This window comes from Streptosporangium sp. NPDC002607 (genome assembly GCF_053592655.1).
This window is the reverse complement of the sequence record NZ_JBSFWD010000096.1, coordinates 1-18,215: the sequence shown is the minus strand read 5'-3', so window position 1 is coordinate 18,215 and position 18,215 is coordinate 1. Positions and strand designations below refer to the sequence as shown.

The window sequence follows — 18,215 nt, the reverse complement described above, 5'->3', positions numbered from 1 at the left end:
CACACTCGCACCGGTCTCCGCGCCCGGCACCTCCGCCAGCGCGGTCCACTCCAGCCCGAACAGCGAATCCCGCTCCACACCACGACCACCACCGGTGCCAACAAGCTGCTCGGGCGAGAACGAGCGCAGCACCAGCGACCGCGCCGACACCACCGGCTCCCCGGCCGCATCCACCGCGACCAGCGACACCGCATCATCGCCCACCCTGGCCAGCCGCACCCGCAACAACGCCGCACCACCGGCGTGCAGGCACACCTCACCCCAGGAGAACGGCAACCGCGTACCCGCCGCGGCATCCAGCCCCACGAACGTCACCGCGTGCAACGCCGCGTCCAGCAGCGCCGGATGCACCCCGAACGAACCCGCACTCGACGCCACCTGCTCAGGCAGCGCGACCTCGGCGAACACCTCACCGGCCTCGCCCCGCCAGGCCGCCCGCAGCCCCTGGAACACCGGACCGTACCCCAGCCCTCGGACGGCCAGCTCCTCATACAGCCCGTCCAGCTCGATCGCGGTCGCCCCGGCCGGCGGCCACACCGCCGCATCGAACGACGCGACATCCACAGCACCGGCACCCGAAGCGCCGGTGGCCAGCGTGCCGGTGGCGTGCCGCACCCACGGCACCTCCTCATCGGCCCGCACCGGCCGGGAATAAACACCCAAGGTCCGCCGACCGGTCTCCTCCGGCGCACCCACCGCGATCTGAACCACGACCGCGTCGTCCTCGCCCAGCACCAACGGAGCCGCCAGCGTCAACTCCTCCACCAGGTCGCAGCCGACCTGGTCACCCGCCCGGATCGCCAGCTCCAGGAATCCGGTCCCCGGGAAGAAGACCATCCCGGCCACCGCGTGATCGGCCAGCCACGGATGCGACGAGAGCGACAACCGCCCGGTCAGCACCACCCCATCGGAATCGGCCAGCCCGACTGTCGCGCCCAGCAGCGGATGCCCCGCCGTCACCAACCCCGCCGCGGCCACATTCCCCGAACTGGCACCCACGCTGCCATCAGGCCAGAACCACTGGTGCTGGAAGGCATACGTCGGCAACTCCACCCGCCGCCCGCGCGGGAGCACCGACCCCCAATCCACCACCACCCCACACACATGCAACTGAGCCAACGCCGACATGACCGACCACTGCTCATCGCGGTCCCCGCGCAGCGCCGGCACCAAGTCCGCGACGGACTGATCCTCGGCGGCAAGGGTGTCCTGAGCCATGGCGGTCAGCACCCCGTCGGGGCCCAGCTCCAGATACGCCCGCACACCCCGCGCGTGCAGGGCACGCACGCCGTCGGCGAAGCGGACCGCGCCGCGGACCTGGTCGACCCAGTAGTCCGGCGAGCACAGCTGCTCGGCGGTGGCCGCCTGCCCGGTCATCGTCGACACCACCGGGATTCGCGGCGGGTTGTAGGTCAGCGTGCCGGCCAGGGCGCGGAAGTCCTCCAGCATCGGCTCCATCAACGGCGAGTGGAACGCGTGCGACACCCGCAACCGCTTCGTGCGCACCCCGCGCTCCTCCAACGCGGCGGCCACCTCAAGAACCGGCCCCTCCAGCCCGGCGATCACCACCGAGGCCGGGCCGTTCACCGCCGCGACCGACACCTCCTTCTCACGCCCGGCCAGCAGCTCGGCGACCTGCTCCTCAGCGACCTGCACCGACACCATCGCCCCACCGGCCGGCAGCGCCTGCATCAACCGCGCCCGGCCCGCCACCAACGCACACGCGTCGGCCAGCGACAGCACCCCGGCCACATGCGCCGCGCTGATCTCCCCGATCGAGTGACCGGCCAGCACACCCGGCCGCACCCCCCACGAGGACACCAGCCGGAACAACGCCGTCTCAAGCGCGAACAACGCCGGCTGCGCCCACCCCGTCTGGTCCAGCGACCCCGCCTCGGCCGACCCCGGCTCGGCGAACAGCACCTCCCGCAGCGACCCGTCCAGCAGCGGATCCAGCTCGGCGAGCACCTCGTCCAGCGCCGCCGCGAACACCGGGAAGCGGTCATACAGCTCCCGGCCCATCCCCGCCCGCTGACTGCCCTGACCGGTGAACAGGAAAGCGAGCTGCGGCTCCGTCGCGGCCACCCCGCGCACCACACCGGCACCTGGCAGGTCCTCGGCCAGCGCACCCAGCCCGGCCAGCGCACCATCACGGCCCTCGGCCAGCACCACCGCCCGATGCTCGAACACCGACCGCGTCGTGGCCAGCGAGAACGCGATGTCGGCCAGCCCCAGACCAGCATCGCCATCCACGAACGCCGCCAACCGCTCGGCCTGCGCCCGCAACGCCTCCACCGACCGGCCCGACACCAGCACCGGAACCACACCCACAGCAGGCGCCCGGTCCTGCGAAACCTCTTCGAGTTCCGGAACCTCCGGCCCCTGCTCGAGAATCACATGCGCGTTGGTGCCGCTGATCCCGAACGACGACACACCCGCCCGACGCGGATGACCGTTCCGCAGCCACTCGGCCGACTCGGTCAGCAACTCCACCGCACCCGAGGACCAGTCCACATGCGACGACGGCGCATCCACGTGCAACGTCTTGGGCAGCACCCCATGCCGCATCGCCATGACCATCTTGATCACACCGGCCACACCAGCCGCCGCCTGGGTGTGACCGATGTTCGACTTGATCGACCCCAGCAACAGCGGCCGGTCCTCGTCCCGGTCCTGGCCGTAGGTGGCCAGCAGCGCCTGCGCCTCGATCGGGTCACCCAGGACCGTGCCCGTGCCGTGGCCCTCGACCGCGTCCACCTCGGTGGAGGACAAGCCCGCACCGGCCAGCGCCTGACGGATCACCCGCTGCTGCGACGGACCGTTCGGCGCGGTCAACCCGTTGGACGCACCGTCCTGGTTGACCGCCGAACCACGCACCACCGCCAGCACCTGATGGCCGTTGCGGCGCGCGTCCGACAGCCGCTCCAGCACCAGCATGCCCACGCCCTCGGACCAGCCCGCGCCGTCGGCCGCGTCGGAGTAGGACTTGCACCGGCCGTCGCCGGCCAGCCCACCCTGCCCGGTGAAGTCGATGAACGGCCCCGGAGTGGCCATCACGGTCACACCACCGGCCAGCGCCAGCGAGCAGTCACCACCGCGCAGCGCCTGCGCGGCCAGGTGCAACGCCACCAGCGAGGACGAGCACGCGGTGTCCACCGTCACCGCCGGACCCTCCAGCCCCAGCGTGTAGGACAGCCGGCCGGTCGCGACACTTCCGGCGGTGCCGGTGCCCATGAAGCCCAGCACATCCGCCGGGAAGGGCATGCTGTTCGCGTAATCGTGGTACATCACGCCGGCGAACACGCCCGTGTGGCTGCCGCGCAGCGAGACCGGGTCGATCCCGGCCCGCTCGATCGCCTCCCAGGTGGTCTCCAGCAGCAACCGCTGCTGCGGATCCATCGCCAGCGCCTCACGCGGCGAGATCCCGAAGAACCCCGGATCGAACTCCCCGGCCTCGTGCAGGAAGCCACCCGCTTGGACGTAGTTGACGGCTCGTCCCTCGGTGCCCGGATAAAGCGCGTCACGGCTCCAGCCGCGGGTCGTCGGGAAGGGCGAGATCGCGTCCGCGCCCTCGGTGACCAGCCGCCACAGGTCCTCCGGAGACGTGACTCCGCCCGGATAGCGGCACGCCATGCCCACGATCACGATCGGGTCGTCCGCCACCGGCACGATGGGCGTGGGGATGATCGCGCCGGCGTCCTCGCCGAGCAGCTCGGCCAGCAGGAACTCCGCCAGCAGCGTCGGCGTCGGGTAGTCGAACACCAGCGTGGACGGCAACCGCAACCCGGTCGTACCGTTCAGCCGGTTGCGCAGCTCGACCGCGGTGAGGCTGTCGAAGCCCAGCTCGCGGAACTCCCGCCGCACCTCCACCGTACCGGGCGAGGCATGGCCCAAGACCATGGCCACCTCGGTACGCACCAGATCCACCAGGACCTCGGCACGCTCGGCCGCTGTGAGCGGAGCCAACCGCTGCAACAACGTCGCCGCCACCACCGAACCGGACGCCGCCGACCGCCGCCCACCCCGCACCAGACCCCGCAACAACGCCGGCACCGCGCCCTGCGCCCGCAGTGCCGACGGCTCAAGCCGGACCGGGATCAGCAGCGCACGCTCCAGCCCGGTAGCAGCCTCGAACAACGCCAGGCCTTGTTCCGGCGACAGTGGCGGCATCCCCGCCCGCGCCATCCTGCGCATTTCGGCGTCGTCCAGCGTGCCGGTCATCCCGATGTCCTGGGTCCAGGCACCCCAGGCCAACGAGAGCGCGGGCAGTCCCGCGGCCCGCCGCTGCTGGGCCAGCGCGTCCAGGAAGACGTTGGCAGCGGCGTAGTTGCCCTGCCCGGCGTTGCCCATCACCCCGGCGAGGGAGGAGAAGACCACGAACGCCGCCAGGTCCAGCCCCTGGGTCAGCTCGTGCAGATGCCAGGCGGCGTCGACCTTGGGCCGCAGCACCATGTCCAGCGACTGCGGTGTCAGCGAGGAGATGGTCCCGTCGTCCAGCACACCCGCCGTGTGAATGATCGCGGTCAGCGGGTGCCCGGCCGGGACCCCGGCCAGCAGGCCCGCGACCTGGTCGCGGTCGGCCATGTCGCAGGCCGCGATCGTGACCTCGACGCCGTGCGCGATCAGCTCGGCCTGCAGTTCCACGGCGCCGGGGGCGTCCAGGCCTCGGCGGCTGGTCAGCAGCAGATGCCGCACACCCCGCTCGGCCACCACATGCCGCGCGAACAACGCGCCCAGACCACCGGTACCACCGGTGATCAACACCGTGCCCTCGGGATCCCAAGCCCGGGTACCGCCCTCGTTCAGGTCATCGCCAAGGTCGGAGCCGAGCGCCACCCGCGCCAGCCGCGGCACCCGCACCCCACCCTCGCGCACCGCCATCTGCGGCTCACCCAACGCCGACGCCGCGGCCAGCACCCCCGACAGCGCCGAAGGCGAGGACTCCTGCCCGTCCACGTCGACCAGCACGAACCGGCCGGGTTCCTCCCACTGTGCCGACCGCACCAGTCCCCACACGGCAGCGGCCGCCAGGTTCGCCACAGCCTCGCTCTCGCTCGCCGCGACGGCACCCCTGGTCACGAACACCAGCCGGGAGCGGCGACAGCGGTCATCGGCCAGCCACGCCTGCAGCAGGCCCAGCACCGCAGTGGTCAGCTCGTGAACCGATGCGACCACGTCGCCATACCCCGCGGAGCCGACCGCGACGGTCACCACCTCCGGCACCGTCTCCAGCGCCGCCAGCTCCAGTGCCGGTACCGATGTCGGAGTCAAGGTCAGCTCAACCGAGTCGAGCTCGGTGTCGACCGCTGCCGGCGTCTCGGGCGACGCCGTCCAGGTCAGCTGGAACAGCGAGTCCCGGTACGGGTCGCGGCCGCTGCCGGCGGCCAGCTGGCCGGCCGCGACCGGCCGCAGCACCAGTGACCGCGCCGAGAGCACCGGCTCCCCGGCGGCATCCACCGCGATCACCGAGACCGCGTCGCCGCCGGTCCTGGCCAGCCGCACCCGCAGCACCGAGGCGCCAGCGGCGTGCAGGCACACCTCACCCCAGGAGAACGGCATCCGGCCGCTCTCGGCATCGTCCAGCCCGGCGAAGGTCACGCCGTGCAGCGCCGCGTCCAGCAGCGCCGGATGCACCCCGAACGAACTCGCGCTCGACTGTGCCTGCTCGGGCAGGACGACCTCGGCGTACACCGCGCCGTCAGTTCCCCGCCAGGCAGCCCGCAGCCCCTGGAACACCGGCCCGTAATGGAACCCGCCCGCGGCGAACTGGTCGTACAACCCGTCCAGCTGGATGGGCGTAGCCTCCCGCGGCGGCCACACCGCCGCGTCGAAGCCGGCCATGTCGCCGGTGCGGGACCGGCCATCGGCCGCCGCCAGCACACCGACCGCGTGCCGGACCCACGGCTCCTCGTCGGCGGCCTCGGCCGGCCGGGCATAGATGCTCAGGTTGCGGCGACCGGACTCCGCCGCCGAGCCCACCCACACCTGCACCACGACGGCGTCCCGCTCGCCCAGCACCAGCGGCGTGGTCAGGGTCAGCTCCTCCACCAGGTCACAGCCGACCTGGTCACCGGCCCGGATCGCCAGCTCAAGGAACCCGGTGCCCGGGAAGATCACCATGCCGCCCACCGCGTGGTCGGCCAGCCACGGATGCGACGGCAGCGACAGCCGCCCGGTCAGCAGCACTCCGGCCGAGTCGGCCAGCCCGACCGCGGCACCCAGCAGCGGGTGCCCGGTGGCGGCCAGTCCCGCGGCCGCCACGTTCCTCAGCTGGGAACCGGTGCCATCGGGCCAGAAGCGCTGCCGCTGGAACGCGTACGTCGGCAAGTCGATCCGGCGCCCGCCGCGGAGCACCGCCTGCCAGTCCACCGGCACTCCATGCACGTGCAGCTGCGCCAGCGCCGCCGTGATCGCGCTCTGCTCGTCCCGGTCCTTGCGCAGCACCGGCACCAGTACCGGATCGGCGTCGGAGAGCTGGGCCGGCGAGTCGGGAGCGGTGAGCTCGGCCAGGGTGTCCTGGGCCATCGCGGTCAGCACCCCATCCGGCCCGAGCTCCAGGTAGGCCGTCACGCCCTGCCGGTGCAGCGCCCGCACCGCGTCGGCGAACCGTACGGCCTGGCGGACCTGGTCCACCCAGTAGTCGGGCGAGCACAACTGCTCGACCGTGGCCATCTCACCGGTCACCGTGGACACGATCGGGATCCGCGGCGCGCTGAAGGTCAGCGTCCGGGCCAGGGCGCGGAAGTCCGCCAGCATCGGCTCCATCAACGGCGAATGGAACGCGTGCGACACCCGCAACCGCCGGGTCTTGCGGCCCTGCTCCGCCAGCGCGGCCGCGAGTTCGAGCACGGCCTGCTCATCCCCGGAGATCACCACCGACGCCGGGCCGTTGACGGCCGCGACCGACACCTGCGTCGCATCACCGGCCGCCAGCAGCTCTGCGATCTCCGCTTCGGATGCCTGCACCGCCACCATGGCCCCGTGCGGCGGCAGCGCCTGCATCATCCGGCCTCGCGCGGCCACCAGCGCACACGCGTCCGGCAGGGACAGCACCCCGGCCACGTGCGCCGCGGTGATCTCCCCGATCGAATGTCCCGTCACGACCTCCGGCCGCAGTCCCCACGACTCGACCAGCCGGAACAGCGCCGTCTCCAGCGCGAACAGGGCCGGCTGCGCCCACCCCGTCTGATCCAGCGCCCCCGCCTCAGCCGTACCCGGCTCGGCGAACAGGACTTCGCGCAGCGGGCCATCGAGCAGCGGGTCCAGCTCGGCGATCACCGCGTCCAACGCCTCGGCGAACACCGGGAACCGGTCGTACAGCTCCCGGCCTGTCCCGGCCCGCTGGCTGCCCTGACCGGTGAACAGCACCGCAGGCTTCGATTCGGCCGCGGTCGGCCCCTGCAGTACGCCCGCACCCGGCCGGCCTTCGGCCAGTGCCCGCAGGCCGGCCCCCAAACCCGCGTGGTCGGCGGCCACCACGGCCGCCCGATACTCGAACGCCGAGCGGGTGGTGGCCGTCGAGAACGCCACATCGGCCAGTCGCAGACCGGGGTCGCCGTCCACGTACGCCGCGAGCCGCTCGGCCTGCGCCCGCAACGCCTCCGCCGACCGGCCGGAGACCAGGACCGGCACGGCACCGTCCGACGCGGGGGGACGGCTCTCGAACTCCTGGCCCTCGGACTCCGCATCCTGCGCTTCGATCCGCTCGATGATCACGTGGGCGTTGGTGCCGCTGATTCCGAACGACGACACCGCCGCCCGGCGGGGGTGATCGGCCTGCGGCCACTCGGCCGGCTCGGTCAGCAGTTCTATCGCGCCCGAGGCCCAGTCCACGTGCGAGGACGGCTCGTCGATGTGCAGCGTCCTGGGCAGCATGCCGTGCCGCATCGCCATGACCATCTTGATCACACCGGCCACGCCGGAGGCCGCCTGGGTGTGACCGATGTTCGACTTCAGCGATCCGAGCAGCAGCGGCCGGTCCTCCGGCCGATCCTGACCGTAGGTCGCCAGCAGCGCCTGCGCCTCGATCGGGTCGCCCAGCGCCGTGCCCGTGCCGTGGCCCTCCACCGCGTCCACCTCGGCGGGGGTCAAGCCCGCACCGGCCAGCGCCTGACGGATCACCCGCTGCTGCGAAGGACCGTTGGGCGCGGTCAACCCGTTGGACGCGCCGTCCTGGTTCACCGCGGAGCCCCGCAGGACGGCCAGGACCTGGTGGCCGTTGTGCCGCGCGTCGGACAGCCGCTCCAGCACCACCATGCCCACGCCCTCGGACCAGCTGGTGCCATCGGCGGCATCCGAGTAGGACTTGCACCGCCCGTCGGCGGCCAGCCCGCCCTGGGCGCTGAACTCCATGATCCCCATCGGCGTGGCCACCACGGTCACACCACCGGCCAGCGCCAGCGAGCAGTCACCCGCGCGCAGCGCCTGCGCCGCCAGGTGCATCGCCACCAGCGACGACGAGCACGCGGTGTCCACCGTCACCGCCGGCCCCTCAAGCCCCAGCGTGTAGGACAGCCGGCCCGAGGTCACGCTCCCCGCCTGGCCCGTCACCATGAAGCCACGGGCCTCGTCCGACGGGATGTAGCCGGAACCGCTGGCGCCGACGTAGACACCCGTGTCGCTGCCCCGCAGCGACAGCGGGTCGATCCCCGCTCGCTCGACCGCCTCCCAGGTGGTCTCCAGCAGAACGCGCTGCTGCGGATCCATCCCCAGTGCCTCACGTGGCGAGATCCCGAAGAACCCGGCGTCGAACTCCGCGGCGTCGGGCATGAAGCCGCCCTGGAAGTCCAGGTCGCCGTTCACCTGCCAGCCACGGTCGACCGGCAGCGGGGAGATGGCGTCGCGCCCCTCGGTGACGAGCTGCCACAGATCCTCGGGAGAGTGCACCTCGCCCGGATAGCGGCACGCCATCGACACGATCACGATCGGGTCGTCGGCCACCGACGCGATCGCCGTCGGGACGGCGACATCACCGTGCTCACCCAGCAGCTCGGCCAGCAGGAACTCCGCCAGCACCACGGGGGTCGGGTAGTCGAACACCAGGGTGGCGGGCAGTCGCAGCCCGGTCGCGACGTTCAGCCGGTTGCGCAGCTCGACCGCGGTGAGGGAGTCGAAGCCCAGCTCGCGGAACTCCCGCCGCACCTCCACCATCTGGGGGGACGCGTGTCCCAGCACCGTGGCGGCCTGTGCCCGGACCAGCTCGATCACCAGTCGGCTGCGGTCGGCGGGGGCCAGCCCGGCCAGCTGCCGCAGCAACGCCCCGTCCGCACCCGACACCGGGGCCGCCGCCGCTGTACGGCGCGTGCCCCGCACCAGCGAGCGCAACAGCGGCGGCACCTCACCGAACGCCCGCAACGCCGGCAGGTTGAGCCGGACCGGTGCGACCACCGGCGTGTCGCAGCCCAGGACCGCGTCGAACAGGGCCAGGCCCTCGGCGAAGGAGAACAGGTGGAACCCCGCGGCCGTCAGCCGGCGGAGGTCCGTCTCGGAGAGCTCGCCGGCCATGCCGGCATCCGCCGCCCACGGTCCCCACACCAGGGACAGGCCCGGCATGCCCTGGGCCCGGCGGTGCTGGGCCAGCGCGTCCAGGTAGGCGTTGGCCGCCGCGTAGCCGCCCAGCCCAGCGCCGCCGGCCAGCCCGGCCATCGAGGAGTACATGACGAAGGCGGCCAGATCGAGATCCCGGGTCAGCTCGTGCAGGTGCCAGGCGCCGTCGGCCTTGGGCCCGAACACATTGGCCAGTCGCTGCGCGTCCAGCGACGGGATCATGCCGTCGTCACGGACGCCCGCGGTATGGATGACCGCGGTGAGCGGGTGTTCCGCCGGCACGCCGACGAGCAGCTCCGCCACCTGGTCCCGGTCGGCCAGGTCGCAGGCGGCGATGGTGACCTCGACCCCGTGCGCGATCAGCTCGGCCTGCAACTCCACCGCACCCGGAGCCTCCAGGCCCCTCCGGCCGGCCAGCAGCAGGTGCCGGACCCCGTGCTCGGCCACCAGGTGCCGGGCCAGGTTGCTCCCCAGACCACCCGTACCGCCCGTGATCAGAACGGTGCCGTCGAGATCCAGCCGCCGCGCGCCGTCTCCAGCCGGCGTCAGGCGGACCAACCGGGGAACGCGGACCACGTGTTCGCGAATCGCCACCTGGGGCTCGCCGCAGGCCAGCGCCTCGGGCAGCGCCGACAGCCCGGTCTCCCGCTCGTCCACGTCGACCAGCACGAAGCGGTCGGGATTCTCGGTCTGCGCGACGCGTACCAGCCCCCAGACCGCGGCCGCCGCCGGATCCGTGACCATCTCGTCTTCCCCGCCGGCGACCGCGCCCCGGGTGACCAGCACCAACCTCGACTCGGTGAACCGGTCATCGGCCAGCCACTGTCTCAGCAGCTCCAGTACCCGGCCGGTCAGCTCCTGTGCCGCCGACGCCCCGCCCGCCTCGGCGGGCGAGCCGATCTCGACGGCCACGACGTCCGGCACCCGGTCCAGCGAGACGCGACCGCCCGCGGGCTCGGCCTGACCCGGCTCGGCCCAGCGCAGGTCACCCAGTCCCGGCCGACCGGGTTCTGACCAGTCCAGCTCGACACAGTCCAGCCCGGCCACCGCGTCCACCGGAGAGACGATCGTGGGCGCGACCACCCACTCCAGCGCGAACAGCGCGTCCCGCTCCAGCCCCTGGCCGCCAGAGGCGAGCATCTGGTCCGCGGACACCGGCCGGAACACCAGCGACTCCGCCGTCAGCACCGGCGCGCCCTCGGTGTCCACCGCCGCCAGCGACACCGAACCGCTTCCGGTCTTGACCAGCCGCACCCGCAACGCCGAAGCACCATTGGCGTGCAGGCAGACGCCACCCCAGGAGAACAGCAGCCGCCCCTGGCCCGGCTCCACCAGGTCCATGAACGAGGCCGGCTGCAACGCCGCGTCCAGCAGGGCGGGATGCAGCCCGAACAGTCCGGCGTCACCGACCTGCTCGGGTACCTCGACCTCGGCGAAGATCTCCCCGTCACGCTGCCAGGCCGCCCGCAACCCCTTGAAGGTGGGCCCGTAGGCCACGCCGCCCTCGGCCAGGTCGTCGTACAGCCCGTCCAATGCGATGGGCATCGCACCGACGGGAGGCCACACGGCCGTGTCGAACCGCGCCGTACGCGCTCCGACCCCCAGCACGCCGGCCGCGTGCCGCACCCAGGGCTGGTCCGGCGCGTCGGCGAGCCGCGCGTAGATCGCCAGGTTCCTGCGGCCTGTCTCGTCGGATGCGCTCACCACCACCTGGACGGCGACGGCGCCGTCCGGGGCGAGCACCAGCGGGGCGGCCAGGGTGAGTTCCTCCACCCGGTCGCAGCCGACCTGGTCCGCCGCCCGGATCGCCAGTTCCAGGAACCCGGTGCCGGCGAACAGCGCCGTACCGGCCACCGCGTGATCGGCGAGCCAGGGGTGCGCGCGCACCGACATCAGGCCGGTGAGCAGTGCACCGTCGGAGTCGGCGAGCCCGACAGTGGCGCCCAGCAGCGGATGCCTCGCCGCGGCGAGGCCAAGCCCTCGGGCATCGGCGATCCGCACCCCGCTCGGCCAGTAACGCCGGTGCTGGAAGGCGTACGTCGGCAGGTCGACCCGGCGGCCACCCTCCAGCGCACTCTGCCAGTCCACCGCCACCCCGCGGACGAACAACTCGGCCGCCGAGACCAGCACCCGGTCCATGCCGTCTTCGTCGCGGCGCAAGGTCCCGGCGACCACCGCGGTGACCCCCGCCTCGTCCACCGCCTGCTCGATCCCCAACGTCAGCAGCGGATGCGGGCCGACCTCGATGAACGCCCGATACCGCTCCGCCAGCAACCGCTCGATGGCCGGCGCGAACTCCACCGTGCGCCGCACGTTCTCGTACCAGTAGCCGGCGTCCAACTCCGTACCGTCGAGCCACTGCCCGGTCGCGGTCGACAGCATCGGCACCCGCGCCGCACGCGGCGCCACCTCCGCCAGGTCCACCAGCAGATCGTCACGGAACCGCTCGACCTGCGGCGAATGCGCGGCGAAGTCCGCCCCGGCCAACTGCCAGCGCATGACACCCTCGGCCGACAACCGCCGCTCCAGCACCCGCATGGCCTCCCCGTCGCCGGCGACGGTGACCACCCGGGGCCCGTTGACCGCGGCGATCGAGATCCGATCCAGCAGGTCATCCTCGGCCAGCGCCGCACGCACCTGCTCCACCGGCGCCATCACCGACAGCATCACCCCATGCCCGGACAGCCGTTCACCGATCAGGCGGCTGCGCAACGCCACCACCCGGGCGCCGTCCTGCACCGACAGACCACCGGCCACCACCGCAGCCGCGATCTCCCCCTGCGAATGACCCACCACCGCGTCCGGGCGAACCCCCAGCGACTCCCACACCGCCGCCAGCGACACCATCACCGCGAACGACACCGGCTGCACCACATCCACCCGATCCAGCCCCGGCGCCCCCTCCACCTGACGCACCACATCCAGCAACGACCAGTCCACGAACGGCTCCAACGCCGCCGCACACTCCGCCATCCGCCCCGCGAACACCGCCGACTCCTCCAGCAGCCGCGCCCCCATCCCCACCCACTGCGCCCCCTGACCCGGGAACACCCACACCGACTTCCCATCCACATCGGCCACACCCGCAACCACACCGGGCACCGACTCACCCACGCTCAGCGCACCGACACCCGCCAGCAGACCCTCACGATCCCCACCGACCACCACCGCACGGTGGTCGAACAGCGACCGCGACGACACCAGCGACGACCCCACATCCGCCAGACCCAGCTCAGCCCAGGCCTGCAGGTGCGCCGTCAATCGACCGGCCTGTGCCCGCACCGCGTCAGCCGTACGGGCCGAGATCACCCAAGGCAGCACACCGCCTGCCGGACCGGCAGGCTCGTCGACCGCCGGCTTCGCCGCCTCCGGCCCCTGCTCCAGGATCAGGTGCGCGTTGGTGCCGCTGATCCCGAACGACGACACACCAGCCCGGCGCGGACGACCGTTCCGCGGCCACTCGGCCGGCTCGGTCAGCAGTTCCACCGCGCCCGAGGCCCAGTCCACATGCGACGACGGCTCGTCCACGTGCAGCGTCCGGGGCAGCATCCCGTGCCGGAGAGCCATGACCATCTTGATCACACCGGCAACGCCCGCGGCGGCCTGGGTGTGCCCGATGTTCGACTTGATCGACCCCAGCAGCAACGGCCGGTCCTCCGGCCGGTCCTGACCGTACGTCGCCAGCAGCGCCTGCGCCTCGATCGGGTCGCCCAGCATGGTGCCGGTCCCGTGCGCCTCGACCGCGTCCACCTCGGCAGGGGACAGCCCGGCGACGGCCAGTGCCTTGCGGATCACCCGCCGCTGAGAGGGGCCGTTCGGCGCGGTCAGCCCGTTGGACGCGCCGTCCTGGTTGATCGCCGATCCTCGGACGAGCGCGAGCACCTGGTGGCCGTTGCGCCGCGCGTCCGACAGCCGCTCCAGCATCACCAGACCGACACCCTCGGACCATCCGATGCCGTCCGCCGAGTCGGAGAACGCCTTGCAGCGCGCATCCGGTGCCAGCCCGCCCTGCTCACCGAGCTCCCCGAACGCCGCGAGGGTCGATATGACGGTGACACCGCCGGCCACCGCGAGCGAGCACTCCCCGTTACGCAGGGCCTGGGCCGCCATGTGGATGGTCACCAGTGACGACGAGCACGCGGTGTCCACCGTCACCGCCGGGCCCTCCAGGCCCAGGGTGTACGAGATCCGGCCGGAGGCCACGCTGGCCAACTGCCCGGTCATGATGTGACCGCGAGACTCCTCCCCAGGCATGTAGCCCGAGCCGACGGAACCGATGAACACGCCGGTGTCGCTGCCCCGCAACGAGTCCGGATCGATACCGGCACCTTCGAGGACCTCCCAGGCGGCCTCCAGCAGCAGGCGCTGCTGCGGATCCATCGCCAGCGCCTCACGCGGGGAGATCCTGAAGAACTCCGCGTCGAACTCGGGCGCGTCGAAGACGAACCCGCCCTTCAGGTCGAGGTCGCCATGGACCTGCCAGCCGCGGTCGGTCGGCAGCGGGGTGATGGCGTCCTGCCCCTCGATGACCAGCCGCCACAGATCCTCCGGGGAGTTCACCCCGCCGGGATAACGGCAGGCCATCGAGACGATGGCGATCGGGTCGTCCCCGACCGAGACCGTGGCCACCGGCAGGATGGCGTCGCCGTGCGCGCCGAGCACCTCGCTCAGCAGGTACTCACCGAGCACGGTGGGGGTGGGGTAGTCGAAGACGAGGGTGGAGGGCAGGCGCAGTCCGGTGGCCACGTTGAGCCGGTTGCGCAGCTCGATCGCGGTCAGCGAGTCGAAGCCCAGCTCACGGAACTCCCGGCGAACCTGCACCGCCTCCAGCGAGGGATGCCCGAGGACCGCGGCGGCCTGAGCCCGGACCAGATCGACCACGAACCGGGTCCGGTCGGCCTGCGTCAGTCCGGCCACCTGCCGCAACAGTGCACCCTCGCCGGGAGCGGGCGCCGACGCGGCCGTACGACGGGTGCCGCGCACCAGACCGCGCAGCAGCGGCGGGACCTGCTGAGCGGGCATCGCCGGCAGGTTCAGCCGTACCGGGACCACGAGCGGTGAATCCGAGCCGATGGCCGCGTCGAACAGGGACAGTCCCTGTTCGGTGGTGATCGGCGGCAGCCCGGCGGCGGTCATCCGCTGCACATCGGCCTGCGACATGTCCCCGGTCATTCCGGTGGCCTGCGCCCACAGTCCCCAGGCCAGTGACAGTCCCGGCAGTCCCTGCGCCCGGCGCCGTGCCATCAGCGCGTCCAGCCAGGCATTGGCCGCCGCGTAGTTGCCCTGCCCGGCGTTGCCCATCAGCCCGGCCAGCGAGGAGAACACCACGAACCCGGCCAGATCCATCTCCTGGGTCAGCTCGTGCAGATGCCAGGCGGCGTCCACCTTCGGCCGCAACACGGTGTCCAGCCGCTCCGGCGTCAGCGAGGCGATCGTCCCGTCATCGAGGAGCCCGGCCGTGTGCACCACCGCGGTCAGCGGATGTTCGGCATCGACCTGCGCCAGCAGGCGGGCTACCGCATCCCGGTCCGCCAGGTCACAGGTGGCGACCGTGACCTCGACCCCGTGCGCGATCAGCTCGGCCCGCAACTCCACCGCACCCGGAGCGTCCAACCCCCGGCGGCTGGCCAGCAGCAGATGCCGCATCCCGTGCTCGGCCACCAGATGCCGAGCCACCTCCGCACCCAGACCACCGGTACCGCCGGTGATCAACACCGTGCCCTCCGGCTCCCACCGCCGGGGCATGGTCAACACGATCTTGCCCGTGTGCCTGGCCTGACTCATGAACCGGAACGCCTCCCGGCCCCGGCGCACATCCCACGCCGTCACCGGCAACGGCCGCAACTCACCAGCGGCGAACAGCTCCATCAACTCGGCCAGAATCTGCCGCAACCGCTCAGGCCCGGCGTCCAGCACGTCGAACCAGTGATACTCCAGCCCCGGGAAGCGGTCCTGCTCGCGGATGTCGAGCTTGCCCATCTCGATGAACCGGCCGCCCGGACGCAGCAGCCGTGCCGAGGCGTCGATGAACTCCCCGGTCAGCGAGTTGAGCACCACATCGATACCCCGCTCACCACACACCGCGCGGAACCGCTCCTCGAACTCCAGACTCCGCGAGGAGGCGATGTGGTCGTCCGGGATGCCCAGCGAACGCAGAACGTCCCACTTGGCCGGGCTCGCCGTGGCGAACACCTCGACCCCCAGCCGCTGGGCCAGCTGAATCGCGGCCATCCCGGTCCCACCGGTGCCCGCGTGCACCAGCAGCGACTCCCCCTCCCGCAGCCCGGCCAGATCCATCAGCCCGTAGTAGGTGGTGAGGAACGCCACCGGAATCGTCGCCGCCTGCTCGAAGGAGACCCCGTCGGGGATCTTGGTCACCCCACCGGCACCGGTGACCACCACCGGGCCGAAGCCACCTTCGGTCAGACCGACCACCCGATCTCCCGGACGCAGGTCGTCGACCCCGGGGCCGACCTCCAGCACCACGCCGGCGGCCTCACCGCCCATCAGGCCGACCCTGTCCTGGAACCAGCCCAGCGCGTTCAACCCGTCCAGCAGGTCACGGAAGTTCACCCCCGCCGCACGCACCGCCACCCGCACCTGCCCCGCCTCCAACGGCTCGGCCGCCTGCGGGAACGCGAGCAACTCCAACGCGTCCAGACTGCCCTTGGCCCGGCTGCCCAGCCGCCACGCCACCTCACCGGCCGGCGGCAACAGACCCGCCCCCGAGGCCAGCGACGCCAGCCGCGGCACCCGCACCCCACCGTCACGCACCGCCACCTGCGGCTCACCGGAAACCAGCAGGGCGGCCAGCAACCCGGGAATCGCGGCCCCCAGCGCACCGGGCGAGGCCTCATCCGTGCCCGGGTCCGCGTGCTCGTCTCCGTACTCATCCGGCCCCAGGTCCACCAGCACGAACCGGCCCGGGTTCTCCGACTGCGCGCTACGCACCAACCCCCACACCCCGGCCGCACCCAGATCCGCCACCGGCTCACCCTCAACGGCGGCCACCGCGCCCCGCGTGACGACCACCAACCGCGAACCAGCACACCGCTCATCGGCCAGCCACCCCTGCAGCAGACCCAGCACCCCAGCCGTCATCGCACGCGCCGAGGCCACCGCGTCCCCGGCCGACCCGGCCGCGACCCCGGCCAGCACCACTTCCGGCACCGGCCCCGCCTCGGTCAGCGCCGACAGATCCCGGTGAACCGTCACCGACTGTCCGACCGACTCCCACGCCGCCGCGAGACCCAGGGCGTCCGGCTCGAATCCCGAGAAGCCGACCACCGTCACCGGCGCCGGATCAGCCACGGAAACCTCGGAAAGCGGGCTCCAATCCAGCCGGAACAGCCCGTCCCGCTCCGTCACCTGACCACCACCGGCGGCGGCGAGCTGGTCAGGAGTGAACGGGCGCAGCACCAGCGAACGCGCCGACAGCACCGAATCCCCGGCGGCGTCCACCGCCGTCAGCGACACAGCGTCGTCGCCCGTCCGGAACAGTCGCACCCGCAGCATCGCCGCCCCGGTGGCCTGCAGGCTCATCTGCCCCCAGGAGAACGGCAACCGGCCACCCTCCACCGGCTCCAGCCCGACGAAGGTCACCGCGTGCAAGGCCGCGTCCAGCAACGCCGGGTGCACTCCGAACGAACCCGCGTTCGAGGCCGCCTGCTCGGGCAGCGCGACCTCGGCGAACACCTCACCGTCGACACCACGCCAGGCCGCTCGCAGCCCCTGGAACACCGGGCCGTATTCGAACCCGCCCGCGGCCAGTCCCTCGTACACCCCGTCCAGCCCGATAGCGGTCGCGCCGGCCGGCGGCCACACCGCCGCGTCGAACGGCTCGGCATTGGGAGCACCGGTGGCCGGAGCACCGACGGCCAGCGTGCCGGTGGCGTGCCGCACCCACGGCACGTCATCGGCGGCCTCGGCAGAGCGGGCGTAGACGTTCACGCTCCGGTGGCCCGACTCCTCCGCGGCGCCCACCCACACCTGCACCGCGACGGCATCGGTTTCGCCCAGCACCAGCGGCGCGGTCAGGGTCAGCTCCTCGACCAGGTCACAACCGACCTGGTCACCGGCCCGGATCGCCAGCTCCAGGAACCCGGTACCCGGGAAGATCACCGTTCCGGCCACCGCGTGATCGGCCAGCCACGGATGCGACGAGAGCGACAGGCGGCCGGTCAGCAACACCCCATTGGAGTCGGCCAGGCCCACGGCGGCGCCCAGCAGCGGATGCCCCGCCACCGCCAACCCCGCCGCGGCCACATTCCCCACCTGGGAACCCGCCCTCGCGGGCCAGTACCACTGGTGCTGGAAGGCGTAGGTCGGCAGATCGACCCGGCGCCCGCCCGGCAGCACCTGCCGCCAGTCCACCGCCACGCCGCGGACGAACAACTCGGCCGCCGAGACCAGCACCCGGTCCAGCCCGCCGTCGTCGCGGCGCAACGTCCCGGCGATCACGGCCTCCGCCGCGGCCTCATCCACGCATTCCTGGACCCCGACCGTCAGCACCGGATGCGGGCTCACCTCCACGAACACCCGATACCGCTGCTCCAGCAACTGCGCCACCGCCGGCGCGAAGCCCACCGTACGCCGCAGGTTGTCACACCAGTACCCGCCGTCGAGCTCCGGCCCCTCCACCCACTGGCCCGTCACCGTCGACAACATCG

Annotated in this window: 1 protein-coding gene; it reads right to left on the bottom strand. The window is 72.4% G+C overall.

The features are described 5' to 3' along the window. Nucleotides 1-18,201 (bottom strand): SDR family NAD(P)-dependent oxidoreductase (locus tag ACWD3H_RS45810; protein ID WP_451959516.1); only part of this gene is annotated, 18,201 nt, incomplete at its 3' end. Nucleotides 18,202-18,215: the final 14 nt, after the last annotated feature.